This is a genomic window from Marinobacter sp. BW6 (assembly GCF_008107725.1).
Lineage (GTDB): Bacteria > Pseudomonadota > Gammaproteobacteria > Pseudomonadales > Oleiphilaceae > Marinobacter.
The window spans coordinates 94017-120208 of the sequence record NZ_VIRN01000083.1 but is presented as its reverse complement, the minus strand read 5'-3'; the positions used below and the strand labels follow the sequence as shown (position 1 = coordinate 120208).

Here is a 26192-nt window from a genome sequence, read left to right as displayed (position 1 = left end):
TTCCGTAGCCGCGCATGCTGGCTGGCGTTAAATGCCTAGAGGGATCTATGTCAGAGATAGCCAAAACTCCTGAGCCGCCATATTACGCGGTCATTTTCAGTAGCCATCGCACTGAGGGCGACAGTGGTTACGGGGCAATGGCAGATAGGATGGTTGAGTTGGCTGCAAACCAACCGGGCTTCTTGGGTATGGAGTCCGTGCGCGAGGATTTAGGTATCACTGTTTCCTATTGGGAGAGCCTGGAGTCCATCACCAATTGGAAAAAGAACGCAGAGCACAGAGAAGCTCAGAGACTTGGCCACCAAAAATGGTACTCAAGCTTTCGAGTTCGTGTTGCGAGGGTAGAACGTGAGTACGGCATTTAACCAATCAATTAAGTTCGTTCCGGCCTGCGGCCTCCACCGGACGCCCTAGACGGGCGCCGCTTATCATTGGCGTTAGAACTAAAGGTGGTGACCAGTATCGCTTATCAGAAAAAGAGCATAATTTTTGGCTTATTGACGCTGGTTCTCACAGGAGTGGTGATATACAGCTGGGAAGCTTTGAGTACCTATAAGACCATGGCTAGCTTCAATGAAGTCTTCGAACCTTCTGCAACTACAGAGCAAATTTCTCGAGTAGAAATTGCACAAGTCGACAAGGTTGGCAAAGGTGGAGTCGAGTCGCTTCTGGATAACGCCTCTGAAGAGCTCGAAATTATTTACGATGCGTTGCAAACTCAGACCAAAGCGGCGGAATCGCGTCTTCAAATGATGTTTTACATCATTTGTGGGCTTGCTCTACTGGTTTTGTTTTCTGCAATCTATTTGTTGTTCCTCCGTAAAAGTTCTAACAAATAGTTGCAGTACGTTCCGGCCCTGACGGGCCTCCACCGGACAGCTTTTTCTCCGCTTCGCTGCGCAAAAGCTGCCGCTGAACAAAAGCGTTAACTCCCATGAGCATCCTGCGAAAAACTGTTAGGTATCTGTTATACATCGCACTTTTTCTTGCTCTGCTGTGGGGTAGCCTTTTCCTTTACGCAGGTTTTCTTTTCTACCGGGTTTATAGCACCTGCGAGGATGTTGCTATTGGCATGCCAGTGAATGGCGCCAAGGCAGTAGTAAGTGAAGCTGGCTTTGAGGTCCAGGAATCTGAGGTGGATTATCGCTATGATGTGTCCAAGTCGTTTCCGGAATCTGAAAGGACCTTTGAGTTCGCTCTGCGTTTTGATTCAGATGTTTCCGATTTTGTCTGTCGTATCCAACACAATGGGGACGAGATAGTCTGGTCCAAAATGTATACCTTTTGAGTTAACAATCGGCTGCACGGCGACCGATTTTCCGCCGCTTCGCGGCTCCAAAGCGGCGCGTGAGCCTGGCGTTATATTTCTTAAACCTCAATCAAGGAAGATCATGAGAGTATCGATATTCCCCCTAATCATCCTCTGCCTGTTCATGGGTTTTACCTTCTGGACAATGGCGGGCGCCGAGCAGTCGCTTTTGGCCTTCGGTGCCCAGCTGATGTCTAGCCCGGATACCGCCCAGGTTGTCCTAGATCTCTACATTCTCGCCGCGTTGGCTTGCGTCTGGATGTACCAGGACGCCAAAAGCCGCGGTAAAGGATTGGGCTATCTCATCCCGTTTTTCGTTCTGACAGCGGTGTTTGTATCTGCAGGTCCGCTGCTATATTTGGTGTTGCGTGGTGGGCGAGAGCCTGAAGCCGAAGCCAGCAAAATATAACCAACCGCATCAGTACGCGGCCGATGGCCGCCGGACGTCCCTGACGGGCCGCCGCTGTGCTCCGCGTTAGTCACATGAATGAAGGGAGTTCTATGACACCTCAAGGGATTACGGTAGTGGCGATAAAATTCTTTGCCCTTTATCTAGCGTTCAACATTCTTTGGTATGCCCCAACGATCAGCGTCTATGTTTCAACCTACACAGAGCTATTGGAAACCAGCTCGACCCAAAATTTCCTTATCTATTTGGTCGCAATTTTCATCGCCATAGGGTTAATCGCTGCGGTGGGGATGATCTTGGTTGCCAACTCGATCATTCGAAAAGTCCCAACTGACCCAATTGAAACTACTGAAGGGTTTTCTCCACAACTCCTTTTCCAGCTCATAGGTCTGTACTTCGTTGTGACGGCGCTATCCGAATTTCCCATGGCAACTCTTCAAGCTTTTCAGGGAAACACCGAACCGGTGAAAAGTTCGATGTATTTTGGCGGCTCGTTGGTTCAGTTCGCGATTGGTCTTTACTTGGTCATCAAGCCAGGATCATGGCTCGGATGGTTTTCTATAGCGGAGCGCTCGATCCGTGCTGACTAACCAGTCAATTAAGTTCGTTCCCGGCCTATCGGCCGTCCACCGGACGTCCCTGACGGGCCGCCGCTTATTTCAGCGTTATGCACTAGGGAATTGTCCATGACGGAACCACAGAATGATCTGGAAGAAGCTCTGATTCAAGCCGCTACTGATCCCGGGAGCCGTCCCATATTTTATAAGAAGCTCTTAGAGTCGGAAATTGTTGTACTTGGGTTCAGCAACGTTTCCGAAGAAGGCTCTAGAACCGCCGTCGAAGGAGAAAAGCTGTCAATTGTAAATTGGGAAAAAAGTGATGGAACAAAAGTAATACCGTTTTTCACTAGTGTTTCTGCGGTGCAGAAGATTTTAGAGGAGGAAACTCGAGTCGTCTCGTTGCCTGCCCGCAATTTTTTTGAGATGACCAAAGGATCGACTGTTTACTTGAATCCCAAGTTGGATTTTGGAAAAGAATTCTTCCCACATGAGATTGAGGCCCTTTTAGAAACTGGCGTCAATCATTCTCTAACCCAACGGATCGTGGAAGAATCCACGCAAATACAGTTGTGGCAGTCGGCCGGATACCCGACTGAAATGGTTTCAGCGCTCACGTCGCTCCTTTCGCGGCATCCTGTTGTTAAAGCGGCATACCTTTGCATGATGCAAGAACTAACTACCGATAAAGTGCCCACTTTACTGGTTGGATTTGAGGGAGAGGGTAGTCTGGAGCTGGTAATGCGAGAAGCTGGATCTGTTGTCGCCGATACGGCCCCTAAAGGAATGTTGGTCGATTTTGTCGAAGTAACCCGAGGCGATTCGGGAGCTTCAGGTTATATGTTTGAATCAGTTGAGCCGTTTTATCGGCGCAGTTGGGGGGCGAAATTGTGGAATTTACTTCGTCCAGGCCATGCATAACTAATCATTCCAGTTCGTTCCGGCCCTGATGGGCCTCCACCGGACGGCCTTTTCTTCGCTTCGCTGCGTACAGGCCGCCGCTGAATTTTGGCGTTAAAGGCTAAAGGGAGTTTTCGGTGAACAAGGAAGACCTATCCCCAGAAGACCAAGCCTACTACAAGCGTTTTGAGTTCAAGCCGTTACGAGTATTGCTGTATCTGCTGGCAGTCGTTTACTTGGTGTTTGTTTATGCACTCGGTGGTTCCCTGTTCAGCCGAGGTTTTTTCAGCGGCGCGGTCGGAACCTTTGTTCTGATTCAGGGGATCGATCTCTCTCGAAGACGACTGATCGTCATTGGCGGATTCCTGACAGTTGTGAGCATCTTCCAGACAATATTGTCGGTGTTGTAGTGATTACCGAGCGCTTCCTTCAAAAGCCTTTAACAAGTAGTTGTAGTATGTTTCGGGCCTGGCGGCCCTACACCGGACGCCCATTTCGCTGCGCTACATGGGCGCCGCTAAACAAGGGCGTTATGCGTAAGGATTAAGCAATGAGTTCGTACGGAACGTTGATATTCTTCTGTGGGAAGATGGGAGCTGGTAAAAGCACTTTGTCTGGCAAAATCGCTCGTGAGCGGGGAGCCGTGCTTATTTCAGAGGATGAATGGCTAGCCGCGCTGTTCCCCGGCGAGATCAAAGATTTCAATGATTACATTAGTTACTCATCTCGTCTTAAGCCTGTGCTGAGATCACACGTTGAGCAAGTGCTCTTGGCTGGTACCTCCGTGGTCCTGGATTTTCCTGGCAACACCCGGAAGCAAAGAGCTTGGTTCAAAGATATATACTCGCAACACGGTATTCCTCATGAACTGTACTATTTGTCGGTAGACGATGAAGTTTGTTTAAAGCAGCTTAAACAGCGGCAGAAAGAACAACCTGAACGAGCACAGTTCGACACAGAGGAGGTCTTTAGGATGGTGACAGGTTACTTTGAGCCGCCCGAAGAGTCGGAAGCGTTTAACCTCCAGATTGTAGAACAGAAGTCCGCATAACAAGGCAATCAAATTCGTTCCGGCCTTCGGCCTCCACCGGACGCCCTTGTCAGGGCGCCGTTTATTGCTGGCGTTAAATTCCGAAGGGTAAACCTGTGAGCACTGAGTTCGAAGATTACAGAACGGGACATCTTGTAAGGACAGCCGAAGTTTGGAAGCGGCTGATAGAACTGGGTGCCACAGAAGAATCGAAGTTGGACTTCGACTTTCAATTTAGCGCCAAGCGGAAGGTTGCAGTCGAGGCTCTTCAATCTGAACTGGCTGACTATCCGCTCCGGGTAGAGCGAGAGGGATTCCTAAGAAAGTCGTACGTAATTTCGGGCAATTCCGGCCCTATAACTTGGTCAGAAGAGCAACTTTTGAAGTGGGTTGATTACCTTATTTCGGTTGGTGCTGACGCCGACTGCGAGTTCGAGGGGTGCGGCGCCAGTGCTCCGTAACAAGAAATTTAACAAGTCAATTAAGTATGTTCCGGCCTGCGGCCTCCACCGGACGCCCCTGTCGGGCCGCCGCTTATTTCAGCGTTAAATTCAAGGAAGAGAGGCAAACATGGAGAAAGTTGTCACAGGCCTGCTGGTGCTCGTAGGCATCATTCATCTCTTGCCGGTTTCCGGGGTTCTGGGCGTGGAGCGTCTTGCCACGCTTTATGGCGTTTCCCTGGGTGAGCCCAACATCGAAATTCTAATGCGCCACCGGGCCATCCTGTTTGGGCTTCTTGGCCTGTTTCTGTTGTATGCAGCGTTCCAGCCATCTTTGCAAACGCTGGCGATCATCGCGGGCCTTATCAGCGTTGTGTCCTTCATCGCTATTGCGTGGTCTGTCGGCGGGTACAATGAGTCTGTCCGTAAGGTCGTTATCGCAGACATTATTGCCATTGTCGCGCTCATCGGTGCAGGGATAATCCGTGTCGTCAGCCGCAACTAAATTTAACAAGGCCATTAAGTCTGTTCCGGGCCGATGGCCCTCCACGGGACGCCCTTGTCAGGGCGCCCCTTATGGCTGGCGTTAGGTCATCGTATGAAGAAGCTGTTTTTTTGGTTGTTCATTCTTTTCTTCGTGTTTGCGCAGTCCTACTTTATCTATGCTCTAAACCAACCGGAGGCTGCCAAGTCATTTACGCAACTCTGGTATAGCTTTGGTGTAGAGCAAACGGCCTATTCGCAGTTCGTTTTCCGTACGATTCAGTGGTGGGTGGTATTGCCTATTTTATGTCTAGGCTTGGCCTTTTCAGCACTGTTCCGCGCAACCAAATGGTTGCCATTGGCCGCAATTTCCGCGAGCTTCGCGGGTACAGTGGCTCTTTATTGGTCTGCGTATGCACCAGCATTGCTCGTACATGTTTAGACCTAACAAGGCCATTAAGGTTGTTCCGGGCCGATGGCCCTCCACCGGACGCCCTTGTCAGGGCGCCGCTTATGGCTGGCGTTAGGGTCTTGGAGAAGTTCAGCGATGGCTACTAGTTCAATCAGCCGAAGAATGGAAGCGAGCATTGCGGCATATCAAAATGGCGACTACGAAGCTGCGTTGGTTCAGTACTTTCCAGCCTTAGACAAGACTGCAAAGCGTCGCCGACCAAAGGAAAGTGTTGGACGTCGAATAAAGAGCTTCCTAGATGATGAACTGGATATAATTTCCCACATCGCGACCCAAAACATCTTCCGTGTGGACTGTGATGGAGTATCTTTTCCCGAGGCAATCTATAAGTTTGGCCGTACATCGATAGTTCATGAGGGTGAACTTGATGAGCGCTTAAATTTCGACAATCAGAATGGCCTTTCTATTGGGAGCACGTGGAACCTTCCCCCAACTTTCATCATTGGGTTAATTGTTGCAGTAGTAATAGCGTCAGAAAACGAAAATGAAGAATTTTCTCAGCAATATGGCCTTACGATCCATGGGGAAGATTTTAACCTGAGCGAGATGTGGGGCGATCGGCAATTGGTAAGAGATTGGATGGAGAAAAAGTATGGTCGGCCCATTTTTACCAGTCAGCAACCCTAACAAGTGCAGGCAGTGCGACGGTTTAGTCGTTGCTCCTTCGTCACAACAACTAAACCGCGCCTGCTGCCGGCGTTATAGCGCAATTAACTTAGGATCGTGAGTTTGAAAAAAATTCTTCTTCTGGCTCTTATAGGTTTCGGTGCGTGGAACTACTACACAAATAACGTAAATTCTGCGTCTAGCCCTACGATCCGCTGGTCTGGGGAGACTGATGTTCCCAAGGAAGCACCTATTTATAGTTCCCAAACTAGTTTCAGTTGTGACGGGCGCCAACATTGCAGCCAGATGACCTCCAGAGCCGAAGCTGAGTTTTTCACTAGAAACTGCCCGAACACAAAGATGGATGGTGATCGCGACGGTATCCCTTGTGAAAACGACTCTCGGTTTTAATAGCGACAGCTATAACAAATCACGGCACTCGGACGGCCATAAAATGGTCGCCGGTGCGCTCAGCGTTAAACGGTAAGTATGGATAGTCGAACCCGGAGAAAATACGCATCACTCATTTGGGAATGTCGCTATCGGCTAGAGACGTTGCGGGATTTTGTCGAAGGCACGACTCATTGCACATACCTACAGACGACGATCGAGTCGGAAGCGCTTCAATTGCGAAAGCTGCTAGAGTTGATTGCATTTGCCTCCTTGGTCTCATACCAAGATGCCTATCGCACGGTTCGCAATGATATTGCTAAAGATTGGCATGCAGCTCGAATACTTAAAAAGATAGAAGGCATTAACCCAGACTTCTATCCCACCCCGGTGCGGGGACATGACGGGAATCGCTGGGTAAATCTGAACGGTGGTTATCTTAGTCGTCGTCAGTTTTCGCAGCTATATGACAAGTGTGGGGCAATGCTTCATATCAAGAACCCTTTTTCGAAGGGCAAAAATTCTTTGGCATTTCATCGTCAGGTGCCGGAGTACTTGCGACGTATCGAACAGCTCTTGTCAGAACATTATGTAAGGTTGGCCAAGACGAATGAGCTTGTCCACGTAACTGCACCAATGGATCCAGAGTCGTCAATCCAGGTTCGTGTTTTCGTCGAGCTCTAGGATTCGTTTAACAAGTCACGGAAGACGGACGCGTGAGACGCGCCGCTTCGTTTTTGCGTTATGAGTAAATCATGAGTGAGATATTGGCTTTGCTTTTGGTGGTGTTGATCGCAGCAATGGTCGTCATGGTTCCTGTGTGGTTCGTTGCAGTCTCTCGATACTTCAGTTTTCTCAGTGCGAATCACCCTGGCTTGTATAGACAAATGGGGGAGCCATCGTTGTTTGCGAACAACACGCCATCAAACAACACTTCATTCTTGAGGTACGTTTGCGGCAGCGACTATATTGCATCTGGTGATGACCAGCTGGTTTCTAAAAGTCGGTTCTTGAAAAGATTTTTCTATTCGTATCTGGTTATTTTTGTAGCAGTAATCATTGGTGTGGCAGGCGTCGGCAACTCATAACCAGTGCATCAAATTCGTTCCGGCCCTAAAGGGCCTCCACCGGACGCCCTAGTCGGGCGCCGTTTATGCAGGCGTTAGGTTTTCAATGAGACGAAGAGATTTCATCAAACTAGGATCAATGGCAATATTTTCACCCTTATTTGTAGGGTGTGGAAAGGGCGACCAAATGAGTGAAAAATATCATGAAATTAACATGCCTGAGTTTTCTCATTCTCGATTGCACTCCCAATTAGATAGGCTATTAGCTGCATACGAAGACAAAGGAATGAATGTATCAGATACACTACTTCCTGCACTATCTGAAAAAGAAATTAGAGATCAGTGTACTTGGTTTCCTGGTGAGCTAACCCAAGAAATTATTTCTTTATATTCATGGCGTGGTGGTCAACAGAATGATGCATGGGAAACCAAACATCCTTTTTGGTTCAGAGACAATAGCTTTTCAAGTCTAGCGCGGGCTCAAACAGAGTATCAGAGCATGATGAATTCCTATGGTAAAAACCCAGAGGACCACGAGATGCTCAAGTATTCGTTTCCGTTCGCTTCATTTAACGGTGGCTGGTACGTTTTACCAACGAGAAAACATGACTTTAACCCGTCGTTAAAAAGCCCAGTAATTTCGGTGCTGCAAGGAATAGATGTATATTATTACACTATAGAGTCGATGGTTAACACATGCATAGATTGGGTTAGTCGGCCAGAATTTGACTCTGACTATACACTTCCTGAAGACATAGAAATGCAAATCTGGAAAAAACATAATCCGAGAATTTTCGAATATGAAACCTAACAAGGCGTTCAAATGGATTCAGTAATATTGTCACCTTTGCTGCAAAGAAACGCAGCAAAGTCGCCAACATCACTTCACCAGTTAACGCGGCGTTAAATGGTAATGAGCATGGATTCAACTGAGTGTAATTTGATCAAGTCTGAAGCATGTCTATCCGAGTGCGGAAAATACCGTTATTGGCTGAGCCGTATCTGGAATGAAAGTGGAGACATTGGAGCTTTTGTCTGCACCAACCCTTCAAAAGCGACCTCTCTTCTGTCCGATACAACGCTAAGCAATTGCAATAATCTCGCTGTACAGTGGGGCTGGGGCGGGTTTTATATCATCAATATTTTTGCCTATATGGCAACCAATCAGAATGATATGAGAGCACAAGCCGATCCTAATGGCCCAAAAAACGATGAAGCCATCACCAGCATTTCGAACACAACGGAATGTGTGGTACTTGCTTGGGGAAATGGCCACAGGAGTAGATCTAATCAGGTGCTCGAACTTTTAAGCAAAAAGAAGCTCTACTGCATCAAACGGAATACCGGCGGTGGTTTTCTGCATCCGAGCAGAATCAAGTCGGAAGACTATGCGCAACCAGTTGCCATTTAACAAGTCGTGTCAGTGGACGCGCTAAAGCGCGCCACTGCACTCAGCGTTAAATGGAGAAAGCAATGCAAGAAGAAGTAGTCCGCTGTTCGTGTTGTGGCGAGCTCGTTGCGGCCAATAATATTGAGTTGGTTTTGCGCCGACCGGATGAAATTGCTGGGATGGATGAACAAGAGGTCGTACAAAGGTGCAAGTTCAACGACGATATTTATATTCTTGACGACAATAGATTTTTCTTGCGTTGTACGATCCCTTTGCCCGTTCGTGGCGGCACTGAACGTTATTCTATTGGAGCTTGGGCTGAACTCACCCAGGATCAGTTTCAGAAAGTCTGGGATCTCTGGGAGGAAGAGGATCTGACTACTGAACCGCCAATGGAAGCAAAGCTGGCAAACACGATTCCTCTTACAGATCACTCGCTAAATTGTTCTGTCCAGATACGGTTGATTGGAGCGTCTACTCGGCCTGAGATCTTTATCGCTGATACCCATTGTTCGTTGTATGAAGAACAGAATTCAGGAATACCAGCGCATCGGGCCAGTGAGTATTCCGACCTGATACGTGCCTAAGCATCTAACAAGGCAATTAAATTCGTTCCGGCCCGATGGGCCTCCACCGGACGGCTTTTTCTCCGCTTCGCTGCGCAAAAGCCGCCGTTTATTGCTGGCGTTAAAAGTAAAAGGAAGTATCAAATGGAATTTGTCGAAATCGAGCTAACCCAAGGCAATATCAACAACAATCACCTTTACCTGTCATCGGTGCTCGAGTTTTTTCCACCAGACTCTATCGGAGGCAGCAACGAGAGTAGCCTCGCTCCGAGAGTCCTCGAAGTTCACAGCGGCATCGCATCACCAGTTCGCACTGACATCGCAGGTGATAAGAAAATTTTTCGCCGCCGGGCTTGGATAGGTGAGTTTTTCGAGGTTCATAATTTGGCAGCAGGTGATCGGGTGGTAATCGAGAAAACGGGCACTGACCGCTATCACGTGTACCCGAAGCGGACCTAATCTTTTAACAAGTCGCTGTAGTACGCGGCCGATGGCCGCCGGACGCCCTTTTCATTGCGGCTTCGCCTCCATTACAAGGTCGCCGCTAAGCTCAGCGTTATAAGGCACATTGAATGTTCAAGAAGGTAGTCAGCATATTTAGGAAGAAGGAGATTCAGTGGTACGAACCTGAAGATCCAACTCCGAGGGAGCAATGCCCTTGTTGCGACTACATTTCACTTGCGGAACGCGGGAATTTTCTGATTTGCCCAATTTGCTATTGGGAGGACGATGGTCAGGATGTTGACGAACTTGATGTTGAATCAGGTCCGAATCACTACATTACTCTCAGACAGGCTAGAAATAACTTTGGCGAGTTCGGCGCTTGCGAAATCGAAATGAAGAAATATGTGTTGCCAGAGAAGGAGCGAGGGAATTATCAGCATAAACCCAGAACCTTATAACAAGTGGGTGAAGCTGACCGGTACTACGCTGCACTCCGCACCGGCAGCTTACCCAAGGCGTTATACAAAGAGCAAATTGCAAGGGGTTTCATATGACCAATGTTGGACCATTCTCACAAAATGATCTTGACACCCTATGGGCTATGTCTGATGCGCAGAAGAAGGAGAGAGAAATCCAAGTTCTCTCTGACGATGAAGCGGAGCAGGCCATGACAATAAATACCCTAGACAACGGCACAATTTCAGTTCGACGAAAGCCTGACGGCCGATGGCAAGATATGAACGTCGGATTAATCACGGAATATGACGACGACTAACAAGATTAAATAGATATTTTGACCAAAGGTTTTGAGTCAGTTGTATCACAAGTGCACGCAATGGGCGGGAAAAAGACCGTGCCATTGCTGCAAGCGCTATGCATGGAATTTCTGAAATGAACAAACTCCTAGAATTCGTAGTATCGCCCACGTACTTTTACGCTGACTACAGAAAATCAAAGGTGTCGAAGGAAGAGCGGACGGAGTTGATTAAGAAGTATAATCGTAGATATCTAGTCGCTTCGTGGTTCCTGGCTGCAATGCTTGGGTTGACGTGGCAATGGAATGAATATCCTTCGGACGGATGGCTTATCCCATATGGGGTAATGGTCGCGGTTTTGGTTTGGCTGTTTCCTTTTTCACGAAGCAATGAAATATTCCTCGCGTTTCTCGAAGACGCGTATGACAAGGTTTCCCACAAGGACCCGTCTAGTAATCTGTTATTCAGTGAAAGAATTCGTTTAGCGCTGCATAGCTACATCGAGCTTCTAGCAAATTTCGCAATCATTTATTACTTGATTCCGAAAGAATGGTTCTCGGAGCCATTAGAGGGAATATGGGATGCGCTTTACTATAGTGGCGTTACAATCACCACTCTTGGTTATGGAGATATACATCCAGCCCATTGGATTCCAAAAGGGTTGGTTGTATACGAGGTGTTCTGTGGATTTATTCTGCTCATCGTAAGTTTCGCTATATATGCGGGACGTGGAATGGAACGAGATGCATAACAATCGGCTGCACGGCGACCGATTTTCCGCCGCTTCGCGGCTCCAAACCGGCGCGTGAGCCGGGCGTTATATCTTCTTAAGAGAAAAATATGAAAAGGTATTTAATAGCGAATATTGAAAACAAACTAACAGAATATGAGATGGCGCAGAACTCCGCGGAGCACCATGATAATTTAGTTTGGTCTGTCTCTACCTTGAACTGGGGAGTTAGCTCTGTATTGCTTGGCTTCGTTCTGAACAACATAACTGAAAGCTCACTCGGAATCGTGGTCCTGCTTTTTTGTTTGATTGGTATTTTTCTAATCCTTTGCTCTTGGTTATTCGCAAGACAATTTAGAAGCATTAGAAATCAGAAGTATAAGCGCTGTAAGGAGCTCGAAAAAGAGCTTGGTCTGGTGCAGCATACGAACATAAAACATAAAGACGGGAGCCAAAGTAAGATTTATTCAATGATAATGGTGCTATTTATCGTCACATGGACCGTGGTATTTATAAAAGTAATAGCGAATCTATTAGGTTATGCGATGCCTATGATATAACAAGTCACGGAAGGCGGACGCGTTAGACGCGCCGCTTCGTTTTCGCGTTACAAGGCCAACTGAAAGGGAGTTCAAGTGGTTACCTGCTACCTAAAGTACGTTATAGATCCCTACAAAGCCGCTGAGTTCGAGCGCTATTCCAAGATGTGGATACCTCTGGTCCAGAGGTTCGGCGGTCAGCACCATGGGTATTTCTTGCCTTCCGAGGGTGCCAACAATATCGCCATCGCACTATTCACGTTCGAGTCTCTGGCAGCCTATGAAAAATACCGTGAGGCTTCGTTCCAAGACTCCGATTGCCAGGCCGCATTCAAATACGCCGAAGAAACTCGTTGTGTACTAAGCTGTGAACGCAGTTTTATGAGGCCGGTTTTTGAGTGAGCTTGTAACAAGTCACGGAAGGCGGACGCGTGAGACGCGCCGCTTCGTTCAGCGTTATGTATCGAAAGGAGTGCTATGAAGCATGTGATGCCCGGATTCGAGAAGAGGAAAGTTTTCATTGATTTACTCAAGCACTTCTCGACTTTGTCTATCGGTGTTCTTGCGCTGAGCGCCGCATTTCTCGGGAATTTTTCACAGCTGAAAGCTAGCTCGGACGCTTTGGTCTTCGCAGTATCTTGTTTCTTTTGCGTCGTAGTCAGTAGCAGCATCGCCAAGTACATACTGGTCGCAAATATTGAAGAGGTTCCTCGCGGGTCATTTTCACACCAGATGCTGAGAATATGCATCTTTTTAACTATGCTAGGTTTTTTCGGCGGGGCGGGTTCTTTCGTGTACTTGGTAGTACAAAATACATAACCAATCATTCCAGTTCGTTACGGCCCTGATGGGGGCCTCCACCGGACGGCCTTTTCTCCGCTTCGCTACGCAAAGGCCGCCGCTGAATTTTGGCGTTAGGCATCAAGGAGAGGCATGCCAAGACTTGATACTAGGCTCGAAGCAGAAGGTGCTGAGTTTCTGGTGCTAGGCCAGCTTCTATTGCACAAGATAGCTTCATACAAAACCTACACGAATATGCCGGGTTATGACTTGGTAGCGACTAATCCTGAGTCGAATAAATCCGCAATGATCCAGGTTAAAAGCAGGTGGCGCACTGGTGCTGCAGCTTTTCCGATCAAAAACTTTAGTTGTGATTTTGTCGTGGTGGTTTTACTCAATCGTGGCTCCAAGGACGGAAAAAAAGAAGTTCTGCCTCCCAAGTACTATATCTTTCCCATAGAAATAATTCGCAACGCACCACGGAGCAAAGACTGGGGAAAGGTAAATCTGAGGGACATTCCTGACTACCATGAGTACGAGGAGAAATGGCATTCGATCTCAGAGTTCCTCAGTGATCAGAATGCCTAACCAGTCACGGAAGGCGGACGCGTGAGACGCGCCGCTTCGTTTTCGCGTTATATCCGAATGAAAAATTATGCTCCGGTGTAAGAGTTGTAACGCAAAGCTAGTCAAGGCAGGCACCGTGAAGCTCAATGCTGCCCCGTACGTGGGCTATCCCTTTGGGGCTTTTACATGGACCGGCGATAGCCGAAGCCAGCGCTCTCTCTTATTGCTCATTCTCAGCGTTGCGCTTGCTGCCATTTTTCAAAACGTCTTGAGTGTAGTTGGGGTGCTCGTTTGTTTGGGGTATCACATACTTGTTGTCAACGATCCCAAGCAGCTTTACAAATGCCCGTCTTGTCCAAAAATCTATGTTGGGCATGGGTTGTTAGAGTTTCGCAGGGATGACGATTTGTATATCTGATATAACCAACCCAGTCACGGCGACGCCTACTACATTGCGGCTTCGCCTCCATTTCGCAGCCGCGCGTGCTGAGCGGCGTTACACCGCATGAATACAACCGAGTTTGTCGTTTACTATTTAATCGTCGTATCAGCGATCTTTTTGCTGATCGCACTGGTGCGTTTTTCGCAGCTTAAGCCATTGTCCGAGGCTAGACAGACCTCGGCGGTGGTTGAACAGAATCATCGCGCTGCTCTAGATCGGTTGGTTCAACTGGGCATCAGGGTTGAAGGGAAGGGGCCTATCCACTTTATCGCTCCTCCGCCTTACACGCCCGACGAGGAATTGGAGGTTGGCGCCGAGATGGAGGTTTGGGTCTCCAACCAGCTGCCAGGCGTTGTTTTAACTACCCAACCCAGTTTCGCAACGCTCCTGGCCAAGGCCATCAAGCCTGCTCTGTTGGTAATGTTTTTACTTTCTATGCCTTTGATATTTGTCGTTTTTAGTGAGGTGTAACAAGTCACGGAAGGCGGACGCGTGAGACGCGCCGCTTCGTTTCAGCGTTAGGCAATGAAGAAGCCATGAAGTCATTAGTCCAGATCAGAGAGAAAATAGATCTAGCAGTGAGGAATGGTGGCGCTGACTCGGCGCTTTTTAACTTCCTCTTCTCTCATATAAGAATCGTTTTAGAAAAGAAGTCGGAAAAACGAAAATATCCTTTTCTTTCAATGGTGTGTAACTGGTACCAACATTGTGAGATAGATAGGTCAACTCTGGGGTATGAAGTCATTCGAAAAGCTGGCGATGTCATTTTTGATGATCTGATGGCCAGCAATCATGACGATAATGGCCGATACGACAAAGTTGTCAGAGACGTTTCTGTAGCCTTCGGTATGGGAAGGCTTAAGCACGAACTGCATGACTTCTTCACCGATCACGATATAGACCCAGTCATGGTAAATCATGAAAACTGGGAGAGGTTCCGTATTGGCGTTTTGTACGACTTGTCAGAACGCCCAATTCAAATCCCCGAAGTGCCTGATAAAGCGAATAGAAATCTAAGCTCCACTCAAAAGAAAGCTAAGAATGTCCGAGCTTACCTTGAGAAAAGAGCAGCAGAAGCAAGACCGAATGAGCCCGATATGGTCACGCCAGTAGCCTTCTCTGTGGAACTTGTCGAGAACTCATTCCGCTGGACGATTGAGATGAAATCTACGATCAGAATAACCGGGGCATTGGTGAAGGAGTAAGGCAATTTTTTATGCCTAACAAGGCCAGTCACGGCGACGCCTACTACATTGCGGCTTCGCCTCCATTTCGTAGCCGCGCTTGCTGAGCGGCGTTAAATGCCGGTGATAGCCAGGTCCAAAGCTCCAACAATCTGGTCTCTGAAATGTGAGAGGGAGCCAATAGGGCTCTTGAGATGTTTTTCAGGCACGGAGGAAATTTGCGGAGTTAACAGCAACAGCTCCTGATCGTCAAAGCTGATTTCCGGAGTGAGCCCTTGCATGGCTTCGCCACCGAAGGCAGAACGTTTGCCCAAAGGGATAACAATGCGAGTTGCCAAATCGCTCAGAAGGCTGCTTTGAATATCCACCAGGTAAGGATAGTGAGCCTTGCTGATTTTGCTCGGGTTGGGGTACACATCGAACTGTGCCATCAGAACTCCCTGAATTCGTCGCCGAAGCATCCATGTTGTTCGACGAAATCGTTGTAGCTTTTTATCGCAGCGCGATTCTCTTCAACCCATTGAGCGGCTTCGCGTTTCGAAAGCTCTTCTTTCAGAGCTCGTTCCAGGGTGGCAGACAAGTTAATGTTCAGTTCCCGGGTTTTACGCAGAAGATCGCTATTGATTGAGAGGTTCGCTGCTTTTTTGGGGGCGGCTGAGTTATAGAGTTCGGCCATGAGGGCCTCCCAGAAGATATAGAATACAAAGTTTGATCTTATGCGCATAGCTATGCGCATGCAAGCATTTAACCAATGGCTGTTGTCGGACGTGCCTACGCTGGCGCTCCGTCACGCTGCAAAGCCAAGGCGTTATGCACAGGCGTTCGTCTTGACGTACGTACCTAAAAGCGTACACTGATGAAAAGTTGAACACGCAAGAGGTGTGTCATGAGCGGAATCACAGCAACTGAGGCGCGCAGCAACCTTTATCGGTTGATTGACGAGACCGCCGAGTCCCACCAACCAATCGTCATCATGGGTAAGCGGAACAAAGCTGTTCTGGTATCCGAAGAAGACTGGTCTGCTATTCAGGAAACACTTTACCTGCTCTCCGTACCCGGTATGCGGGAGTCTATTCGGGAAGGGATGGATACCCCCGTGGATGAATGCGATGAGGAGCTGGACTGGTGACATGGAAGTTGGTTTACACCAAGCACGCCCAGAAAGATGCAAAAAAGTTGGCCTCCAGCGGCCTCAAACCAAAAGCCCAGGAACTGTTAGCGCTAATAGCGGAAGATCCTTACCGCAAGCCGCCTCCGTTTGAGAAGCTAATTGGTGATCTTGCGGGGGCCTATTCGCGCCGCGTTAATATTCAGCATCGCCTGGTCTACCAAGTACTGGAGGACGAGCAAGTGGTGAAAGTCCTCAGACTCTGGAGCCACTACGAATAATGCATAACCAGCCGCTGTTGCCGGACAAATTTTCCACCGCTTCGCGGCTCCAGAATTGCCGCAAAGCTGGGCGTTAGGAAGGGAATCATGAAACCGAAGATCAGCGTTATCACACTTGGTGTGGAGGATCTGGAGAGGGCCACTCGCTTCTATAGCGAAGGTCTCGGTCTGCCAAAGCATGATTTTGAGGGCGGCAACATATCCTTTTTCAGTCTGGAAGGCACCTGGTTAGCGCTTTACCCGCGGGAAGAGTTGGCCAAGGACATCGGGTTAGCCGTTTCCACGCAGGTTGGCTTCTCCGGTATTACACTGGCCCATAATGTCGCAAGCAAGTCAGAAGTTGATGCTGTCCTTAGTCAGGCGGTATCCGCAGGCGCGCAACTCATCAAGCCAGCGGTGGAGGTTTTCTGGGGCGGTTACTCCGGTTACTTTCAAGATCCGGAAGGTCATTACTGGGAAGTAGCCTACAACCCTTACCAGGATCTGACGTAATCGCGGAACCATCAGTCGATCCTGACAATCACAGGCGCGGCGACGGCTCCTAGAATGCTGCTTCGCCTCCGTTCCGCCGGAATAAAAAACAGGGAACAACCGCACCCATTACCATTGTTATTAGAAAATGGGTTCGCCAGTTGCTTTGACTGCATAAAACAGGCAATCGCTCTTCGCAATAACCGGATTGGTGGTAATCATAAAGGCCCTGATGGCTTGGGCGGGGTAGATCTGCCCATCTCTGACTTGCAGAACCTGCTCCATATTTTCGGTTCGGTTGTGGCTGATCGCAGTGAGTATGCTAAGGCCTTTTTTCCCCACCCATCCCAGGGGGTCATCCGGAGAAACAATGCCGAAATTGCGGTGTTCGATGTCGGGCGGAAACGTCACGTCGGCCTGCCCGGAAGGCTCAAGGCGGTATTCTATGATCGCTTCAGGCGCCAGCTCCACCCGGATCGGGTTGCGCAGCACGGTGACGTCCCACTCCGCTTTTTCCAGTGACAGCACATCCGGCCTTGAGCTATAGCGAACGAGTCCCTCATACGCCAATTGATGAGCATGATCGTCCTGGAACCCACCGCACTCGATGGTTACCGTAGGCACCTCCTGCTCAGAATATTCCATCAGCGCTCCCAGGCGAAGATCCGTCATAATGAGGCGGTCGGTAAAGAGTGAAGTCAACGCCTGATGCGCCGCGTCGTTGGTGATAGACACAGCAAAGGCCGGGCCTGTGCCTGAGGTGTTGTGCACGTCCAGCAGGCATTCCGGGTTTGCGTTTCGAAGTTCTGTCAGCATGGCCTCGGCAATCGCACCTTCGTCCCCCTCGAAAGGTTCTTTGAAACACCGGTTGAGGTCACGTCCTTCGGGAAGCTGGCGCATTGAGAGAGGGGGCGGAATTTTCGCGGGGTAGATGCCTCCCAGCAGAAACAGCATGTTGACCTCGGGGGTGCGCTGCTCAAGTAACCACCGGTGAAGTGCAAACAGACCCGAAGGCTCATTGCCGTGCAGAAGCGTCGCCATGGCTCGGGTGCGGGAGCGATCGCGACCGGCCACTCGAACAACCGTCGGCTTTTGCAGTTGGTCCAGCCACTCAAGGGGTGAGCGACCCAGCGTTTGGGGGGAGGGGTTATTGAGGTAATCAAGTACGTTCGAATTACTCACGGCAGCAATGTCCATTCATGAAGCGGCACGTTTTTCTTCTGGTTAGCCATGTACAGAGCCAGCATACTCCGGAACGCCTCATCAGGGCTCAGGGACCTGAGTAAAGACTCTGTGACGTGGCGCTGCCACCGGGCGCCCGTCATGGCGGTTTCAATGCGGCCTTCGATAATTCCCAGTAGCCGCTGAATTTCCGTCTCGTCCACAGCTGTTTGTTTCAATGCTTCCCGTGCGCGCGGTAGCAGTTCCCGGGCCACGGTTAACAGGGGCGTATCCTGCAACTGAACCTGGTCCTTGTGAGGCCAGATGATTTCTGCGCCGATGCCATATTTGGCGGCGCGGTAGAAATTGTGTTCGGTGTAATGGAAGGGGAGTATCGACGTCAGATGGCTGATGTCATCGAGTACGGCCAGCGCAGCCCCGATCACGAACAGGCCGTTCGCGCACATGTCAGCGGCAGTCGGGCCGGCAGGCATGGAACGAATCTCAATGCGTAGATGGCCGCCTTCGGTATGGTCATAGATGGCCCGGTTCCAGGGCCAGGTGGTTCCCTGGTGCAGTCGCATTTCGGCCAGTTTAGGTACTTCACCACGATCAATCACCGCCATCGGATCTTCCTCCGACATCAGTGGAATGATGGGGGGATAGAGCGATGCCGAGGCCGCAAACAGTTCCCAGGCGCTGCGTGTCCAGCCGTTTCCGTAATAAACCCGCGGTGGATGGCGCCAGGTTTTATGGTTGGGGGATCGGCTGTCAATGGATTGCTTGAACAGGGCAATCCGGGTTTCCTCCCACAAGTGGTGGCCAAAGAGGCTGGGCGAGTTGCTGGCCAGAGCAAGTACAACCGGCGTGACCAGTTGTACTGCGTTGAAATAATCGGCAAAACGATGTGCTGGCACACGCCAGTGCAGCTGGAACGAGGTATTGGCTCCTTCCATGTAGACGTCGTCGGCCTCCAGATTGATAACATCGTTGCCGCCAATATGGATGCTGAATGGCTCGCCCCGTTGCTTGAGCAGCGCGTTGGATAAGGCATGGTAGCGGGGTTCGTCTGTCATCACCTTGGCGCCCATATCGGACTGGCGAAGTGTGGGCAGTATGCCAATCGGTACCAGTTCCCCATCCAATGACGCGGCGTGCCGGTTGATTCGTCGGATCGCAGCGAGCAGTTCTTGCTCGGTTCTGGCAAACGGAGATCCCTTGAAAGCCTGGGGGCTGAGGTTGTATTCGAGATTGAAGCGGTTCAGCTCAACCGTCAGTTGGGGGTCCTGAACGCGGGCGGCGATTTCTGTGTTGATGGGTTGAACGCGCAGGTCAGAGTTTACGATGTAGAACTCGACCTCGGCTCCAATGGAACTCTCTCCCTCACCAAAGCCGGGCCGGTTCAGAAGGCGAGTGAGTGCTTTAAGATCCGTCCGGACCTTGGCTGCAAAACGCTCGAACTCTTCCGGCGCAAATTCTGTTGTCTTGATCGACAGTCCCACGGCGACGTCGCCTCTGGCGAAAACTTACCTTGATAGTAGTGGAAGATGCGCCTGGCACCAGCCTATGACCACAAAACCATAGCAGTACAGAACACGTTCCTTTTCCAACTGGAATGCCCGGCGCTCCCTGTTATCAAAAAGAACATCGAAGGCTTGTGGAATATCAATAACGTGCGAAACTTAAACCCATTATTCTTAAACTTCAGCCTTTAAAGAGCCCAAGCTTAATGCACGACTTTATTCCACGATCTTTCAAGCTGCGTCGCTCACGAGGATTCACTCTTCTGGAGCTGATGACCGTGGTTGCGATTATTGGCATTCTCGCTTCGTTTGCCGTTCCTGTGTATCGAGGTTACGTGAATGAAGCCAAAGCCGCAGAAATTCTCGTCAACCTAAAGCGCATTGGTTTTGCTTACCATGATGCGATGCTAGTGGACCCGAATATTCGAGAGAATGCTCTGGATTACGACAGCACTGAATTTGGCAAATCACCGCCTGCACTATCTCTATTGGAACCCGTCTACGAGGGGCCGGACAATATTTCCTACGCCACTTACCTGGTAAATCATTCGGGCTACTTTCGATTTGCCCATGATGGCCAGTTCCCTGTTGCCTTTTTAAAAGCAACTAATGCCAACGAACGCGGTATTCTGCACGCTTTGAATCATGTTATGCAGCAACAACATGTTTTCATTAATGAAGATTTGATGGTGATTGCATTGGCAGAGCCGATCGGCCGAGGACGCCATTATCCTGCAAACCAACCATCTGTATCCGGTCTGTCAACGCCTCGAACCGGATCCGGCACTCCATCCACGGCCCCTGTCGTCCAACCCGACACGGGTTCTGGAAGCTCCGAAACGCCTCTACCCAAACCTTCGTCGGTTGCGGGCACCGATGCGGCCACGGACCAATCGAACACAGGGTCGACGCAAACACAAACGCCCACGGCGGTTGATAATCAGCCGCCGTCCTCAGGCGGCCCTCGGCCAGTTGCGAGTTCGACTCCTGTTGGCCTGAACTGGCCGCCTGGATGGGCAAAACATCCTGGTCAGCATCAGGGGCAAAACTTTCCTGGCAACGGACACCATTGAGGACTGAAAAATGACAGATATTCAGAATCGCTGGGAAAGCAAAATCGAGCGCGCTGTCAACGAAATCGAAGGGCGTGGAGCCAGTAAACGTAACTCGCGCTCCATAGAATTGCCGCCCTGGTTTCCGTACATATGTTTTCTTGTTCTTGGGGTTTTTATCGCCAACATCTACTTGTCTGGCAGCTCGTACCATGAGGATTCAGCGCCACAAGAGTTCCAAACCGGTGGAAAGGTGGCATTGCTGATGATGGCCGAGGACATTGAGCATTTCCGAAAGATGAATGGTCGGCTTCCCGATGCGATTCCCGGCGCACTGCAAAATCTTATGGATGTGAGCTATCAAAAGCTTAGCGATGACGAGTTTCGTCTCGAAGTCGAGCACTACAGGGCAAAAATCCGGGTAGGGAACGGCAAAGAACTACTGGAAGTGGAAGAATCGTGAGAGAGTCCTCTGAACAGAGTGTTGGCGGCATGGCCCCGAACTGGGTTTATGCCCTCTGTGAAAATCTTGCACCCTCGGCAATACCAGCTGCAGAGCGGCTTCAAGGTTCGTTCATTGCAATTCAACCATATCTGTCTGAACTGACTGGGAAATCTGACCATGAAATCGCTAAAGCCATCGCATCTCAGTTTGATCTGCCACTGGTCGACCTTGAGGAGCAGGTAGCCGATTCGACGTTGCTTCGGTCAATTCCGGGTGAGGTGGCCCGTCGTCATCACATCTTTCCGGTAACAATGGGGCAGCACGCCATTATTGTCGCGGCCTGTCATCCCTTTGATGAAGACATGCTGGCTAACGTGGGTTTTCTCACCGGTTTGCACGTTGATCTCGCCATTGCTTCTGTTTCGTCTATTCAGCGGGCACTGGATGAGAATTATGAGCCGCAAGCCAAGGATGATGACGTTCAGATTGTAAAAGATAATGCTGCTTCGTCCTCAACGCAGACAGCGGTTTCCGGTGAGGAATCCGCTGTTGCAGCGCTGGTTTCTGATATGTTGGCGGAAGCCTTTGAAGAACGTGCCAGCGATATTCACCTGGAGCCTTTTGCGGGAAGCGGATTGCTGCGGTATCGAGTGGATGGCGTACTTCGGCAAATCACTTCGCTACCCGAGAGAGTTTCTTCCCATGTAACGCAACGCATCAAGTCCATTGCGGGATTGAACGTTGCTAACCGAATGATCCCCCAAGACGGCGGCCTTTCGATCACCATCAATGGCCAGCCGATTGATTTGAGGGTTTCGTCGATCCCTGTGAAGGATGGCGAGAAAGTTGTCATCCGACTGCTTGTCCAGAATACCGTGCAGTCACTGAAGGATGTCGGGTTGCGCAAGCAGGAACTTGACCGCCTGCTTAACCTCTTGACCTATCAGGCCGGGGTCATTCTGATTTCGGGTCCAACAGGTTCGGGAAAAAGCACGACGCTTTACGCAGCGCTAAAACAGCTTCACTCGTTTGAGCGCTGCATTGTGACCGTGGAAGATCCCATCGAATACAAATTGGATGGAATTGCTCAGATTCGCGTGAATAGAGCTCAGGGAGTGACCTTTGCCAGCGCGCTGAGATCGATTCTTCGTCAGGACCCCGATATTATCCTGATCGGTGAAATCCGGGATGAAGAGACGGCGTCGATTGCGCTGAGAGCCGCCAACACCGGGCACCTTGTCCTAAGCACCATCCACACTAATGATGCGGTTTCAGCTATTCCTCGATTAACAGATCTTGGCACTGCGCCAACGGTCATTGCGGACACCGTATGCGGTGTGCTTTCACAGCGCTTGATGAGAAAGCTTTGCAGTAATTGCAAGCGGAAAGCTCGACCGGGAGAGAATACTTTGGTCGATCGATTGAGTTCTCTAAAAGTGTCGACCTCTGCACTGGTGGGCGACGGATGCAACCACTGCGGTAATACAGGATATAGGGGCAGGTTTCCGATCCTCGAGGTGGTTCCTATGACCCGAGAATTGGCAGATGCCATACGAGATACCGCAGACACCCAAAAGTTACGATCGATTGCGAAAGACGCTGGTGCACGGTCCCTCGCTGAGGTTGCCTTTGAGGCAGTGAATGAGGGAGACACCAGCGTTGAAGAGGCCCATCGCGTTTTAGGTGAGCTATTCTGGGCTTCACTGAGGGATGCCCAGGGCTAGTGTCGGCCATCGAAATATACCCAACCGAAAGACTCGTGTAATTGAATCGCCGCATTCCATCGCGGCGTGCAAACCATCAGGAGAATGTAATGCCTCTACCCGCACCATTGACCGAAAGCCAGGTCTATCACGGTTGCCCCGAAGAAAAACTGGATTTCGTTACCACCGATGACCTTCAGGACCTTGAACGTCCTTACGGTCAGGATCGGGTTCTGAGGGCGCTTGAGTTTGGCGCGGGCATTCAGGCGGATGGTTTCAATCTCTTTGTGCTGGGGCCGGCGGGAGCCGGCAAGCACGAACTCGTTGAGCGCTTTCTCTCCACGCACGCTTCCTCTCAGCCAGTTCCCTCGGATTGGTGCCATGTCTACAACTTCCGTTTTTCAGACAGACCCAATGCCATCAAGCTGGCGGCTGGAGAGGGGCGGCAGTTCAAAAAAGACATGAGCGACCTTGCGGAGGAGCTCGGCACTGCTATTCCGGCCGCTTTTGAAAGCGAGGAATACCAGGGCCGGTTACAGCAACTGCAGGAAGAAATGGCGAAGCGCCAGCATCAGGGCCTCTTTGATATTCAGGAGGAGGCTGCTCGCAATAACATTGCGATGATCACGACACCGGCCGGCTTTACCTTCGCACCCAAGCGAAATGGTGAGGTGATTGACCCTGAGGAATATAAGAACTTCTCCGATGACGAGAAGGAATTGATTGAGTCCAAGGTTGAGGATCTGCAGAAGAAACTGCAGCAGACCATTCAGCAGATTCCCAGGATGAGAAAGGAAGTGCGAGAGCGTGTCCACGCCCTCAATGAAGAGATGGTGCAGCTGACCCTGGGCGGACCGATCGGAGAGCTCAGGGAAAAGTGGTCGCATCTGCCAGATGTTGTCGACTATCTGGATGCCGTTCGCGAAGACGTAGTGGAGCATGCGGAAGCCTTCCAGGACAGCGATAACGGGCCACCGGCCGGTCTGCTGGCCCGGTACAAGGTCAATTTGCTGGTCGACAATGCCGAGACAGTCGGCGCGCCGGTTATCTATGAGGACCTCCCAAACCATCAGCACCTGGCCGGGCAGATCGAACATCGGGCCCGGCAGGGAACCCTGTATACGGATTTCACCCTGATTCGCGGCGGCTCCATGCACCGGGCCAATGGCGGCTACCTCATTATTGATGCCCGGCGGGTGCTGACCCAGCCATTGGCCTGGGAGAGCCTGAAGCGAATCTTGTCTTCCGGTGAGATTCGTATCGAGTCACTGGAAAGGCTTTATGGCCTGGCGAGTACGGTCAGTCTGCAACCGGAGCCGATTCCGGTATCGGTCAAGGTGGTTCTGCTCGGGGACCGGATGCTGTATTACCTGCTGTCCCATTATGATCCGGACTTTCTGGACCTGTTCAAGGTAGAGGCAGATTTTGAGGACGATCTTGAACGGACCGATGAGTGCTACGAACTCTATGCGCGAATGATCGCCACCATGGCCCGGGCCCTTAAAATGCGGCCGCTGGAGCGCAGCGCCGTGGCCAGGCTGATTGAACATGCCAGCCGGTTGGCAGCGGATCAGCGCAAACTGACCGCCCACGACCGGGTGCTCCGGGACATTCTGAGTGAGGCAAACCACTGGGCCGGCCAGGCAGGCGCCGAGACTGTCGAAGCCAGCCATCTCCAGCAGGCCATTGATGAGCGAGAGTACCGGGCCAGTCGGGTTCGTGAACGAAGCCGGGAGCAGATCAGCCGGGGTGTGGTGATGATCGCCACCGCCGGTGAGGAAGTGGCTCAGGTGAACGGCCTTTCGGTACTCAGGCTCGGGGCGTCCATGTTTGGACAGCCCACCCGGATTACCGCCACTGCCCGTCCGGGCAAGGGTCAGGTGGTCGATATCGAGCGGGAGGCCAAACTGGGTGGCCCTATTCACAGTAAGGCGGTGATGATTCTTTCCCGGTTTCTGGCCAGCCGATACGCCGGTGACGGTGAGCTCTCGCTGTCAGCGAGTCTGGCTTTCGAGCAGTCCTACGGTGGCGTTGAAGGCGATTCCGCCTCGGTGGCGGAGACCTGTGTACTGCTTTCAGCCATTTCCCGGGTGCCCCTCAAGCAGTCTTTCGCAGTAACAGGTTCCATGAACCAGCATGGCGAAGTTCAGGCGGTGGGTGGCGTGAATGAAAAGATCGAGGGCTTTTTCGACGTCTGCCAGGAAGCCGGTGGCGTTCGAGGGCAGGGCGTTCTGCTTCCCGCGAGCAATGTTGAACACCTGATGCTCAGAGCCGATGTGAGGCAGGCGATCGCCGAGGACCGGTTCCGGATCTATCCGGTGTCGAACGTCAACCAGGCCATTGAGCTATTAACGGGGTTGGAGGCCGGAGAAACGGATAGTCGCGGGGAATTTCCGGAGAACAGTTTTAACCGCAGGGTTTCCGAGCGGCTGGCAAAATTCGCGAAAGCCAGCAAGAAGCCGGATGATAATGCAGGCGTGAACAGTGGCGGGGGCGAGGACAATGACTGATGTGCCCCAAAGTCAGGCTACGCCTACGCCAACCGGTCGTGTACTGGTACTTTTGGATGGCTCCAGAATGAGTTACGCCGCACTGACGGCGGCAGCGGAAATTGCGGCCAACACCGGTGCCGATCTTTTGGGTGTATTTGTGGAGGAGCAGGATCTGCTGCGAAGCGCGGGTTTTGGTTTTTCAAGAGAGGTTGGAGCGTCATCCGGCATCAGCCACCCCTTTGATCCGACCGGGCTGGAGCAGCGCATGCAACGCCTGGCGCACCAGGTTCGTCGTGCTCTTGCCAGTGCCGTAGCTCCTTATGGTGGTCGACATACTCTGAGTGTTGTACGCGGCCACGTGGTTGATGAGGTATTGGCTCTGGCGGAGCCTCAGGATCTGCTGGTGCTTGGCCGGGTTGGTTGGTCCTTCGCACCCGGGGCGCGTTTGGGTTCCACTGCAAAAGGCCTTGTACGCCGGTCGCCGGGGAGAGTGTTGCTCTGGTGCGAGAACCGAATTCTGCCGCAGGGCAGGGTTGTTGTCTTCCTGAATGACCATAAGGAAGCCAATAGCCGTGCTGTGACGGCAGCGGCAGAGATGATCCGCCACTCTTATCGACCTGTGACGCTGTTGCTGGGGGCGGGTTCGGATATCCCATCCGAAGACCTGCAAGGCATCCAGCGCAACCTGGGTATTCAGGAGTCAGATCTTCGCGTACGGTCACTGGCTTCAACGGATCCGGTTTTTGTCGCCAGGTTGTTAAGTCAGGAGAAGGCGGTCCAATTGATCCTGAGCCGGGGTTGCGCCTTGCTCCAGGCACCGGGTGCGGAGGAGTTGCTGGTAGCTCTGAATCTCCCGGTTACGGTCACCCCTTGAACGCATTCACTTGCCAAAAAGT

The 26192-nt window shown here is 50.9% G+C and carries 37 protein-coding genes; 33 read left to right on the top strand and 4 right to left on the bottom strand.

The window, feature by feature from the left end; translation table 11 throughout:
• Nucleotides 1-47 precede the first annotated feature (47 nt).
• The 25 genes from FMN52_RS19175 to FMN52_RS19055 all read left to right on the top strand — a co-directional run bounded on the left by FMN52_RS19175 (nucleotide 48) and on the right by FMN52_RS19055 (nucleotide 15081).
• Nucleotides 48-365 carry an antibiotic biosynthesis monooxygenase gene (locus FMN52_RS19175; RefSeq protein ID WP_148610213.1) on the top strand — a complete coding sequence of 106 codons (318 nt, stop codon included), beginning with the start codon at nucleotides 48-50 and terminating at the stop codon, nucleotides 363-365.
• 84 nt (nucleotides 366-449) lie between these two features.
• Complete coding sequence (locus tag FMN52_RS19170) at nucleotides 450-839, top strand: hypothetical protein (protein ID WP_148610212.1); 390 nt, start codon at nucleotides 450-452, stop codon at nucleotides 837-839.
• 95 nt (nucleotides 840-934) lie between these two features.
• Nucleotides 935-1288, top strand: coding sequence for a hypothetical protein (locus FMN52_RS19165; protein ID WP_148610211.1), 354 nt, complete (start codon nucleotides 935-937; stop codon nucleotides 1286-1288).
• A gap of 103 nt (nucleotides 1289-1391) precedes the next feature.
• The gene (locus FMN52_RS19160) at nucleotides 1392-1718 is read left to right on the top strand and encodes a DUF2834 domain-containing protein (RefSeq protein ID WP_148610210.1); all 327 of its coding nucleotides are present in this window, start codon (nucleotides 1392-1394) and stop codon (nucleotides 1716-1718) included.
• Between the two features lie 92 nt (nucleotides 1719-1810).
• Complete coding sequence (locus FMN52_RS19155) at nucleotides 1811-2308, top strand: hypothetical protein (RefSeq protein WP_148610209.1); 498 nt, start codon at nucleotides 1811-1813, stop codon at nucleotides 2306-2308.
• Between the two features lie 96 nt (nucleotides 2309-2404).
• Entirely contained in the window at nucleotides 2405-3196 is a 792-nt protein-coding gene (locus FMN52_RS19150; protein ID WP_148610208.1) for an enhanced serine sensitivity protein SseB C-terminal domain-containing protein, read from the top strand.
• Between the two features lie 116 nt (nucleotides 3197-3312).
• Nucleotides 3313-3585, top strand: a complete 273-nt coding sequence (locus tag FMN52_RS19145) for a hypothetical protein (protein WP_148610207.1) — start codon at nucleotides 3313-3315, stop codon at nucleotides 3583-3585.
• 140 nt (nucleotides 3586-3725) lie between these two features.
• Nucleotides 3726-4226 (top strand): ATP-binding protein, encoded by a 501-nt coding sequence (locus FMN52_RS19140; protein ID WP_148610206.1) that lies wholly within the window; start codon nucleotides 3726-3728, stop codon nucleotides 4224-4226.
• A gap of 549 nt (nucleotides 4227-4775) precedes the next feature.
• Nucleotides 4776-5150, top strand: coding sequence for a phosphopantetheine adenylyltransferase (locus FMN52_RS19135; protein WP_148610205.1), 375 nt, complete (start codon nucleotides 4776-4778; stop codon nucleotides 5148-5150).
• Between the two features lie 93 nt (nucleotides 5151-5243).
• The gene (locus FMN52_RS19130; RefSeq protein WP_148610204.1) at nucleotides 5244-5570 is read left to right on the top strand and encodes a hypothetical protein; all 327 of its coding nucleotides are present in this window, start codon (nucleotides 5244-5246) and stop codon (nucleotides 5568-5570) included.
• 105 nt (nucleotides 5571-5675) lie between these two features.
• Entirely contained in the window at nucleotides 5676-6227 is a 552-nt protein-coding gene (locus FMN52_RS19125; protein WP_148610203.1) for a hypothetical protein, read from the top strand.
• 96 nt (nucleotides 6228-6323) lie between these two features.
• Nucleotides 6324-6617, top strand: coding sequence for an excalibur calcium-binding domain-containing protein (locus tag FMN52_RS20155; RefSeq protein WP_346341316.1), 294 nt, complete (start codon nucleotides 6324-6326; stop codon nucleotides 6615-6617).
• A gap of 216 nt (nucleotides 6618-6833) precedes the next feature.
• Nucleotides 6834-7280: a hypothetical protein gene (locus FMN52_RS19115; RefSeq protein ID WP_205424976.1), complete on the top strand. Its 447-nt coding sequence runs from the start codon at nucleotides 6834-6836 to the stop codon at nucleotides 7278-7280.
• 71 nt (nucleotides 7281-7351) lie between these two features.
• A complete protein-coding gene (locus FMN52_RS19110; protein WP_148610201.1) occupies nucleotides 7352-7684 on the top strand; it encodes a hypothetical protein in 333 nt (110 codons plus the stop codon).
• An 85-nt stretch (nucleotides 7685-7769) separates the two neighbouring features.
• Entirely contained in the window at nucleotides 7770-8474 is a 705-nt protein-coding gene (locus tag FMN52_RS19105) for a hypothetical protein (RefSeq protein ID WP_205424975.1), read from the top strand.
• A gap of 108 nt (nucleotides 8475-8582) precedes the next feature.
• Nucleotides 8583-9074, top strand: coding sequence for a DUF1643 domain-containing protein (locus FMN52_RS19100; RefSeq protein ID WP_162525047.1), 492 nt, complete (start codon nucleotides 8583-8585; stop codon nucleotides 9072-9074).
• Nucleotides 9075-9136: 62 nt separating this feature from the next.
• Nucleotides 9137-9640: a DUF2199 domain-containing protein gene (locus FMN52_RS19095; protein WP_148610199.1), complete on the top strand. Its 504-nt coding sequence runs from the start codon at nucleotides 9137-9139 to the stop codon at nucleotides 9638-9640.
• Nucleotides 9641-9763: 123 nt separating this feature from the next.
• Nucleotides 9764-10078, top strand: coding sequence for a hypothetical protein (locus FMN52_RS19090; protein ID WP_148610198.1), 315 nt, complete (start codon nucleotides 9764-9766; stop codon nucleotides 10076-10078).
• 113 nt (nucleotides 10079-10191) lie between these two features.
• Entirely contained in the window at nucleotides 10192-10521 is a 330-nt protein-coding gene (locus tag FMN52_RS19085; RefSeq protein ID WP_148610197.1) for a CPCC family cysteine-rich protein, read from the top strand.
• Nucleotides 10522-10613: 92 nt separating this feature from the next.
• The gene (locus FMN52_RS19080; protein ID WP_148610196.1) at nucleotides 10614-10838 is read left to right on the top strand and encodes a hypothetical protein; all 225 of its coding nucleotides are present in this window, start codon (nucleotides 10614-10616) and stop codon (nucleotides 10836-10838) included.
• Nucleotides 10839-10954: 116 nt separating this feature from the next.
• Nucleotides 10955-11569, top strand: coding sequence for a potassium channel family protein (locus tag FMN52_RS19075; protein ID WP_162525046.1), 615 nt, complete (start codon nucleotides 10955-10957; stop codon nucleotides 11567-11569).
• Between the two features lie 614 nt (nucleotides 11570-12183).
• Nucleotides 12184-12489: an NIPSNAP family protein gene (locus FMN52_RS19070; protein WP_048494329.1), complete on the top strand. Its 306-nt coding sequence runs from the start codon at nucleotides 12184-12186 to the stop codon at nucleotides 12487-12489.
• Nucleotides 12490-13020: 531 nt separating this feature from the next.
• On the top strand, nucleotides 13021-13455 hold the full coding sequence (locus FMN52_RS19065; protein WP_148610194.1) for a hypothetical protein: 435 nt from the start codon (nucleotides 13021-13023) through the stop codon (nucleotides 13453-13455).
• Nucleotides 13456-13939: 484 nt separating this feature from the next.
• Nucleotides 13940-14347 carry a hypothetical protein gene (locus FMN52_RS19060; protein WP_148610193.1) on the top strand — a complete coding sequence of 136 codons (408 nt, stop codon included), beginning with the start codon at nucleotides 13940-13942 and terminating at the stop codon, nucleotides 14345-14347.
• 65 nt (nucleotides 14348-14412) lie between these two features.
• Nucleotides 14413-15081, top strand: coding sequence for a hypothetical protein (locus tag FMN52_RS19055; RefSeq protein WP_148610192.1), 669 nt, complete (start codon nucleotides 14413-14415; stop codon nucleotides 15079-15081).
• Nucleotides 15082-15173: 92 nt separating this feature from the next.
• On the opposite strand, the gene FMN52_RS19050 is transcribed toward FMN52_RS19055, so the two are convergent.
• Both FMN52_RS19050 and FMN52_RS19045 read right to left on the bottom strand, forming a co-directional pair.
• On the bottom strand, nucleotides 15174-15491 hold the full coding sequence (locus tag FMN52_RS19050; protein ID WP_148610191.1) for a CcdB family protein: 318 nt from the start codon (nucleotides 15489-15491) through the stop codon (nucleotides 15174-15176).
• Nucleotides 15491-15736 (bottom strand): type II toxin-antitoxin system CcdA family antitoxin, encoded by a 246-nt coding sequence (locus tag FMN52_RS19045; RefSeq protein ID WP_091853970.1) that lies wholly within the window; start codon nucleotides 15734-15736, stop codon nucleotides 15491-15493. Before FMN52_RS19045 ends, FMN52_RS19050 begins: the two co-directional genes overlap by 1 nt.
• Before the next feature lie 210 nt (nucleotides 15737-15946).
• Between FMN52_RS19045 and FMN52_RS19040 the strand changes: the two genes are divergently transcribed.
• The 3 genes from FMN52_RS19040 to FMN52_RS19030 all read left to right on the top strand — a co-directional run bounded on the left by FMN52_RS19040 (nucleotide 15947) and on the right by FMN52_RS19030 (nucleotide 16941).
• Nucleotides 15947-16189 (top strand): type II toxin-antitoxin system Phd/YefM family antitoxin, encoded by a 243-nt coding sequence (locus FMN52_RS19040; protein WP_148610190.1) that lies wholly within the window; start codon nucleotides 15947-15949, stop codon nucleotides 16187-16189.
• On the top strand, nucleotides 16186-16449 hold the full coding sequence (locus FMN52_RS19035) for a Txe/YoeB family addiction module toxin (protein WP_148610189.1): 264 nt from the start codon (nucleotides 16186-16188) through the stop codon (nucleotides 16447-16449). Before FMN52_RS19040 ends, FMN52_RS19035 begins: the two co-directional genes overlap by 4 nt.
• An 87-nt stretch (nucleotides 16450-16536) precedes the next feature.
• Complete coding sequence (locus FMN52_RS19030) at nucleotides 16537-16941, top strand: VOC family protein (protein ID WP_148610188.1); 405 nt, start codon at nucleotides 16537-16539, stop codon at nucleotides 16939-16941.
• A 120-nt stretch (nucleotides 16942-17061) separates the two neighbouring features.
• Here FMN52_RS19030 and FMN52_RS19025 read toward each other — a convergent pair whose 3' ends face one another.
• Complete coding sequence (locus FMN52_RS19025; protein WP_240339544.1) at nucleotides 17062-18102, bottom strand: succinylglutamate desuccinylase; 1041 nt, start codon at nucleotides 18100-18102, stop codon at nucleotides 17062-17064.
• Nucleotides 18099-19583, bottom strand: a complete 1485-nt coding sequence (locus FMN52_RS19020; RefSeq protein WP_148610186.1) for a hypothetical protein — start codon at nucleotides 19581-19583, stop codon at nucleotides 18099-18101. The genes FMN52_RS19025 and FMN52_RS19020 overlap by 4 nt, the downstream gene beginning before the upstream one ends.
• A gap of 227 nt (nucleotides 19584-19810) precedes the next feature.
• Here FMN52_RS19020 and FMN52_RS20150 point away from each other — a divergent pair, with 227 nt between their 5' ends.
• The 5 genes from FMN52_RS20150 to FMN52_RS18995 all read left to right on the top strand — a co-directional run bounded on the left by FMN52_RS20150 (nucleotide 19811) and on the right by FMN52_RS18995 (nucleotide 26170).
• Nucleotides 19811-20677 carry a prepilin-type N-terminal cleavage/methylation domain-containing protein gene (locus FMN52_RS20150; protein ID WP_148610185.1) on the top strand — a complete coding sequence of 289 codons (867 nt, stop codon included), beginning with the start codon at nucleotides 19811-19813 and terminating at the stop codon, nucleotides 20675-20677.
• 10 nt (nucleotides 20678-20687) lie between these two features.
• Entirely contained in the window at nucleotides 20688-21119 is a 432-nt protein-coding gene (locus FMN52_RS19010) for a hypothetical protein (RefSeq protein WP_148610184.1), read from the top strand.
• Nucleotides 21116-22825 carry a GspE/PulE family protein gene (locus FMN52_RS19005; protein WP_162525045.1) on the top strand — a complete coding sequence of 570 codons (1710 nt, stop codon included), beginning with the start codon at nucleotides 21116-21118 and terminating at the stop codon, nucleotides 22823-22825. The genes FMN52_RS19010 and FMN52_RS19005 overlap by 4 nt, the downstream gene beginning before the upstream one ends.
• 89 nt (nucleotides 22826-22914) lie before the next feature.
• A complete protein-coding gene (locus FMN52_RS19000; RefSeq protein ID WP_148610182.1) occupies nucleotides 22915-25314 on the top strand; it encodes an ATP-binding protein in 2400 nt (799 codons plus the stop codon).
• A complete protein-coding gene (locus FMN52_RS18995; protein WP_148610181.1) occupies nucleotides 25307-26170 on the top strand; it encodes a universal stress protein in 864 nt (287 codons plus the stop codon). The genes FMN52_RS19000 and FMN52_RS18995 overlap by 8 nt, the downstream gene beginning before the upstream one ends.
• Nucleotides 26171-26192 lie beyond the last annotated feature (22 nt).

Bases quoted from the DNA above. Each gene is read 5' to 3' on its own strand.
- FMN52_RS19080 (WP_148610196.1), top strand. From the start codon at position 10,614: ATGACCAATGTTGGACCATTCTCACAAAATGATCTTGACACCCTATGG.
- FMN52_RS19175 (WP_148610213.1), top strand. From the start codon at position 48: ATGTCAGAGATAGCCAAAACTCCTGAGCCGCCATATTACGCGGTCATT.
- FMN52_RS19130 (WP_148610204.1), top strand. From the start codon at position 5,244: ATGAAGAAGCTGTTTTTTTGGTTGTTCATTCTTTTCTTCGTGTTTGCG.
- FMN52_RS19065 (WP_148610194.1), top strand. From the start codon at position 13,021: ATGCCAAGACTTGATACTAGGCTCGAAGCAGAAGGTGCTGAGTTTCTG.
- FMN52_RS19060 (WP_148610193.1), top strand. From the start codon at position 13,940: ATGAATACAACCGAGTTTGTCGTTTACTATTTAATCGTCGTATCAGCG.
- FMN52_RS19160 (WP_148610210.1), top strand. From the start codon at position 1,392: ATGAGAGTATCGATATTCCCCCTAATCATCCTCTGCCTGTTCATGGGT.
- FMN52_RS19045 (WP_091853970.1), bottom strand. From the start codon at position 15,736: ATGGCCGAACTCTATAACTCAGCCGCCCCCAAAAAAGCAGCGAACCTC.
- FMN52_RS19075 (WP_162525046.1), top strand. From the start codon at position 10,955: ATGAACAAACTCCTAGAATTCGTAGTATCGCCCACGTACTTTTACGCT.
- FMN52_RS19000 (WP_148610182.1), top strand. From the start codon at position 22,915: ATGCCTCTACCCGCACCATTGACCGAAAGCCAGGTCTATCACGGTTGC.
- FMN52_RS19090 (WP_148610198.1), top strand. From the start codon at position 9,764: ATGGAATTTGTCGAAATCGAGCTAACCCAAGGCAATATCAACAACAAT.
- FMN52_RS19135 (WP_148610205.1), top strand. From the start codon at position 4,776: ATGGAGAAAGTTGTCACAGGCCTGCTGGTGCTCGTAGGCATCATTCAT.
- FMN52_RS19040 (WP_148610190.1), top strand. From the start codon at position 15,947: ATGAGCGGAATCACAGCAACTGAGGCGCGCAGCAACCTTTATCGGTTG.
- FMN52_RS18995 (WP_148610181.1), top strand. From the start codon at position 25,307: ATGACTGATGTGCCCCAAAGTCAGGCTACGCCTACGCCAACCGGTCGT.
- FMN52_RS19050 (WP_148610191.1), bottom strand. From the start codon at position 15,491: ATGGCACAGTTCGATGTGTACCCCAACCCGAGCAAAATCAGCAAGGCT.
- FMN52_RS19150 (WP_148610208.1), top strand. From the start codon at position 2,405: ATGACGGAACCACAGAATGATCTGGAAGAAGCTCTGATTCAAGCCGCT.
- FMN52_RS19105 (WP_205424975.1), top strand. From the start codon at position 7,770: ATGAGACGAAGAGATTTCATCAAACTAGGATCAATGGCAATATTTTCA.
- FMN52_RS19055 (WP_148610192.1), top strand. From the start codon at position 14,413: ATGAAGTCATTAGTCCAGATCAGAGAGAAAATAGATCTAGCAGTGAGG.
- FMN52_RS19155 (WP_148610209.1), top strand. From the start codon at position 1,811: ATGACACCTCAAGGGATTACGGTAGTGGCGATAAAATTCTTTGCCCTT.
- FMN52_RS19100 (WP_162525047.1), top strand. From the start codon at position 8,583: ATGGATTCAACTGAGTGTAATTTGATCAAGTCTGAAGCATGTCTATCC.
- FMN52_RS19165 (WP_148610211.1), top strand. From the start codon at position 935: ATGAGCATCCTGCGAAAAACTGTTAGGTATCTGTTATACATCGCACTT.
- FMN52_RS19030 (WP_148610188.1), top strand. From the start codon at position 16,537: ATGAAACCGAAGATCAGCGTTATCACACTTGGTGTGGAGGATCTGGAG.
- FMN52_RS19110 (WP_148610201.1), top strand. From the start codon at position 7,352: ATGAGTGAGATATTGGCTTTGCTTTTGGTGGTGTTGATCGCAGCAATG.
- FMN52_RS20150 (WP_148610185.1), top strand. From the start codon at position 19,811: ATGCACGACTTTATTCCACGATCTTTCAAGCTGCGTCGCTCACGAGGA.
- FMN52_RS19140 (WP_148610206.1), top strand. From the start codon at position 3,726: ATGAGTTCGTACGGAACGTTGATATTCTTCTGTGGGAAGATGGGAGCT.
- FMN52_RS19085 (WP_148610197.1), top strand. From the start codon at position 10,192: ATGTTCAAGAAGGTAGTCAGCATATTTAGGAAGAAGGAGATTCAGTGG.
- FMN52_RS19125 (WP_148610203.1), top strand. From the start codon at position 5,676: ATGGCTACTAGTTCAATCAGCCGAAGAATGGAAGCGAGCATTGCGGCA.
- FMN52_RS19010 (WP_148610184.1), top strand. From the start codon at position 20,688: ATGACAGATATTCAGAATCGCTGGGAAAGCAAAATCGAGCGCGCTGTC.
- FMN52_RS19095 (WP_148610199.1), top strand. From the start codon at position 9,137: ATGCAAGAAGAAGTAGTCCGCTGTTCGTGTTGTGGCGAGCTCGTTGCG.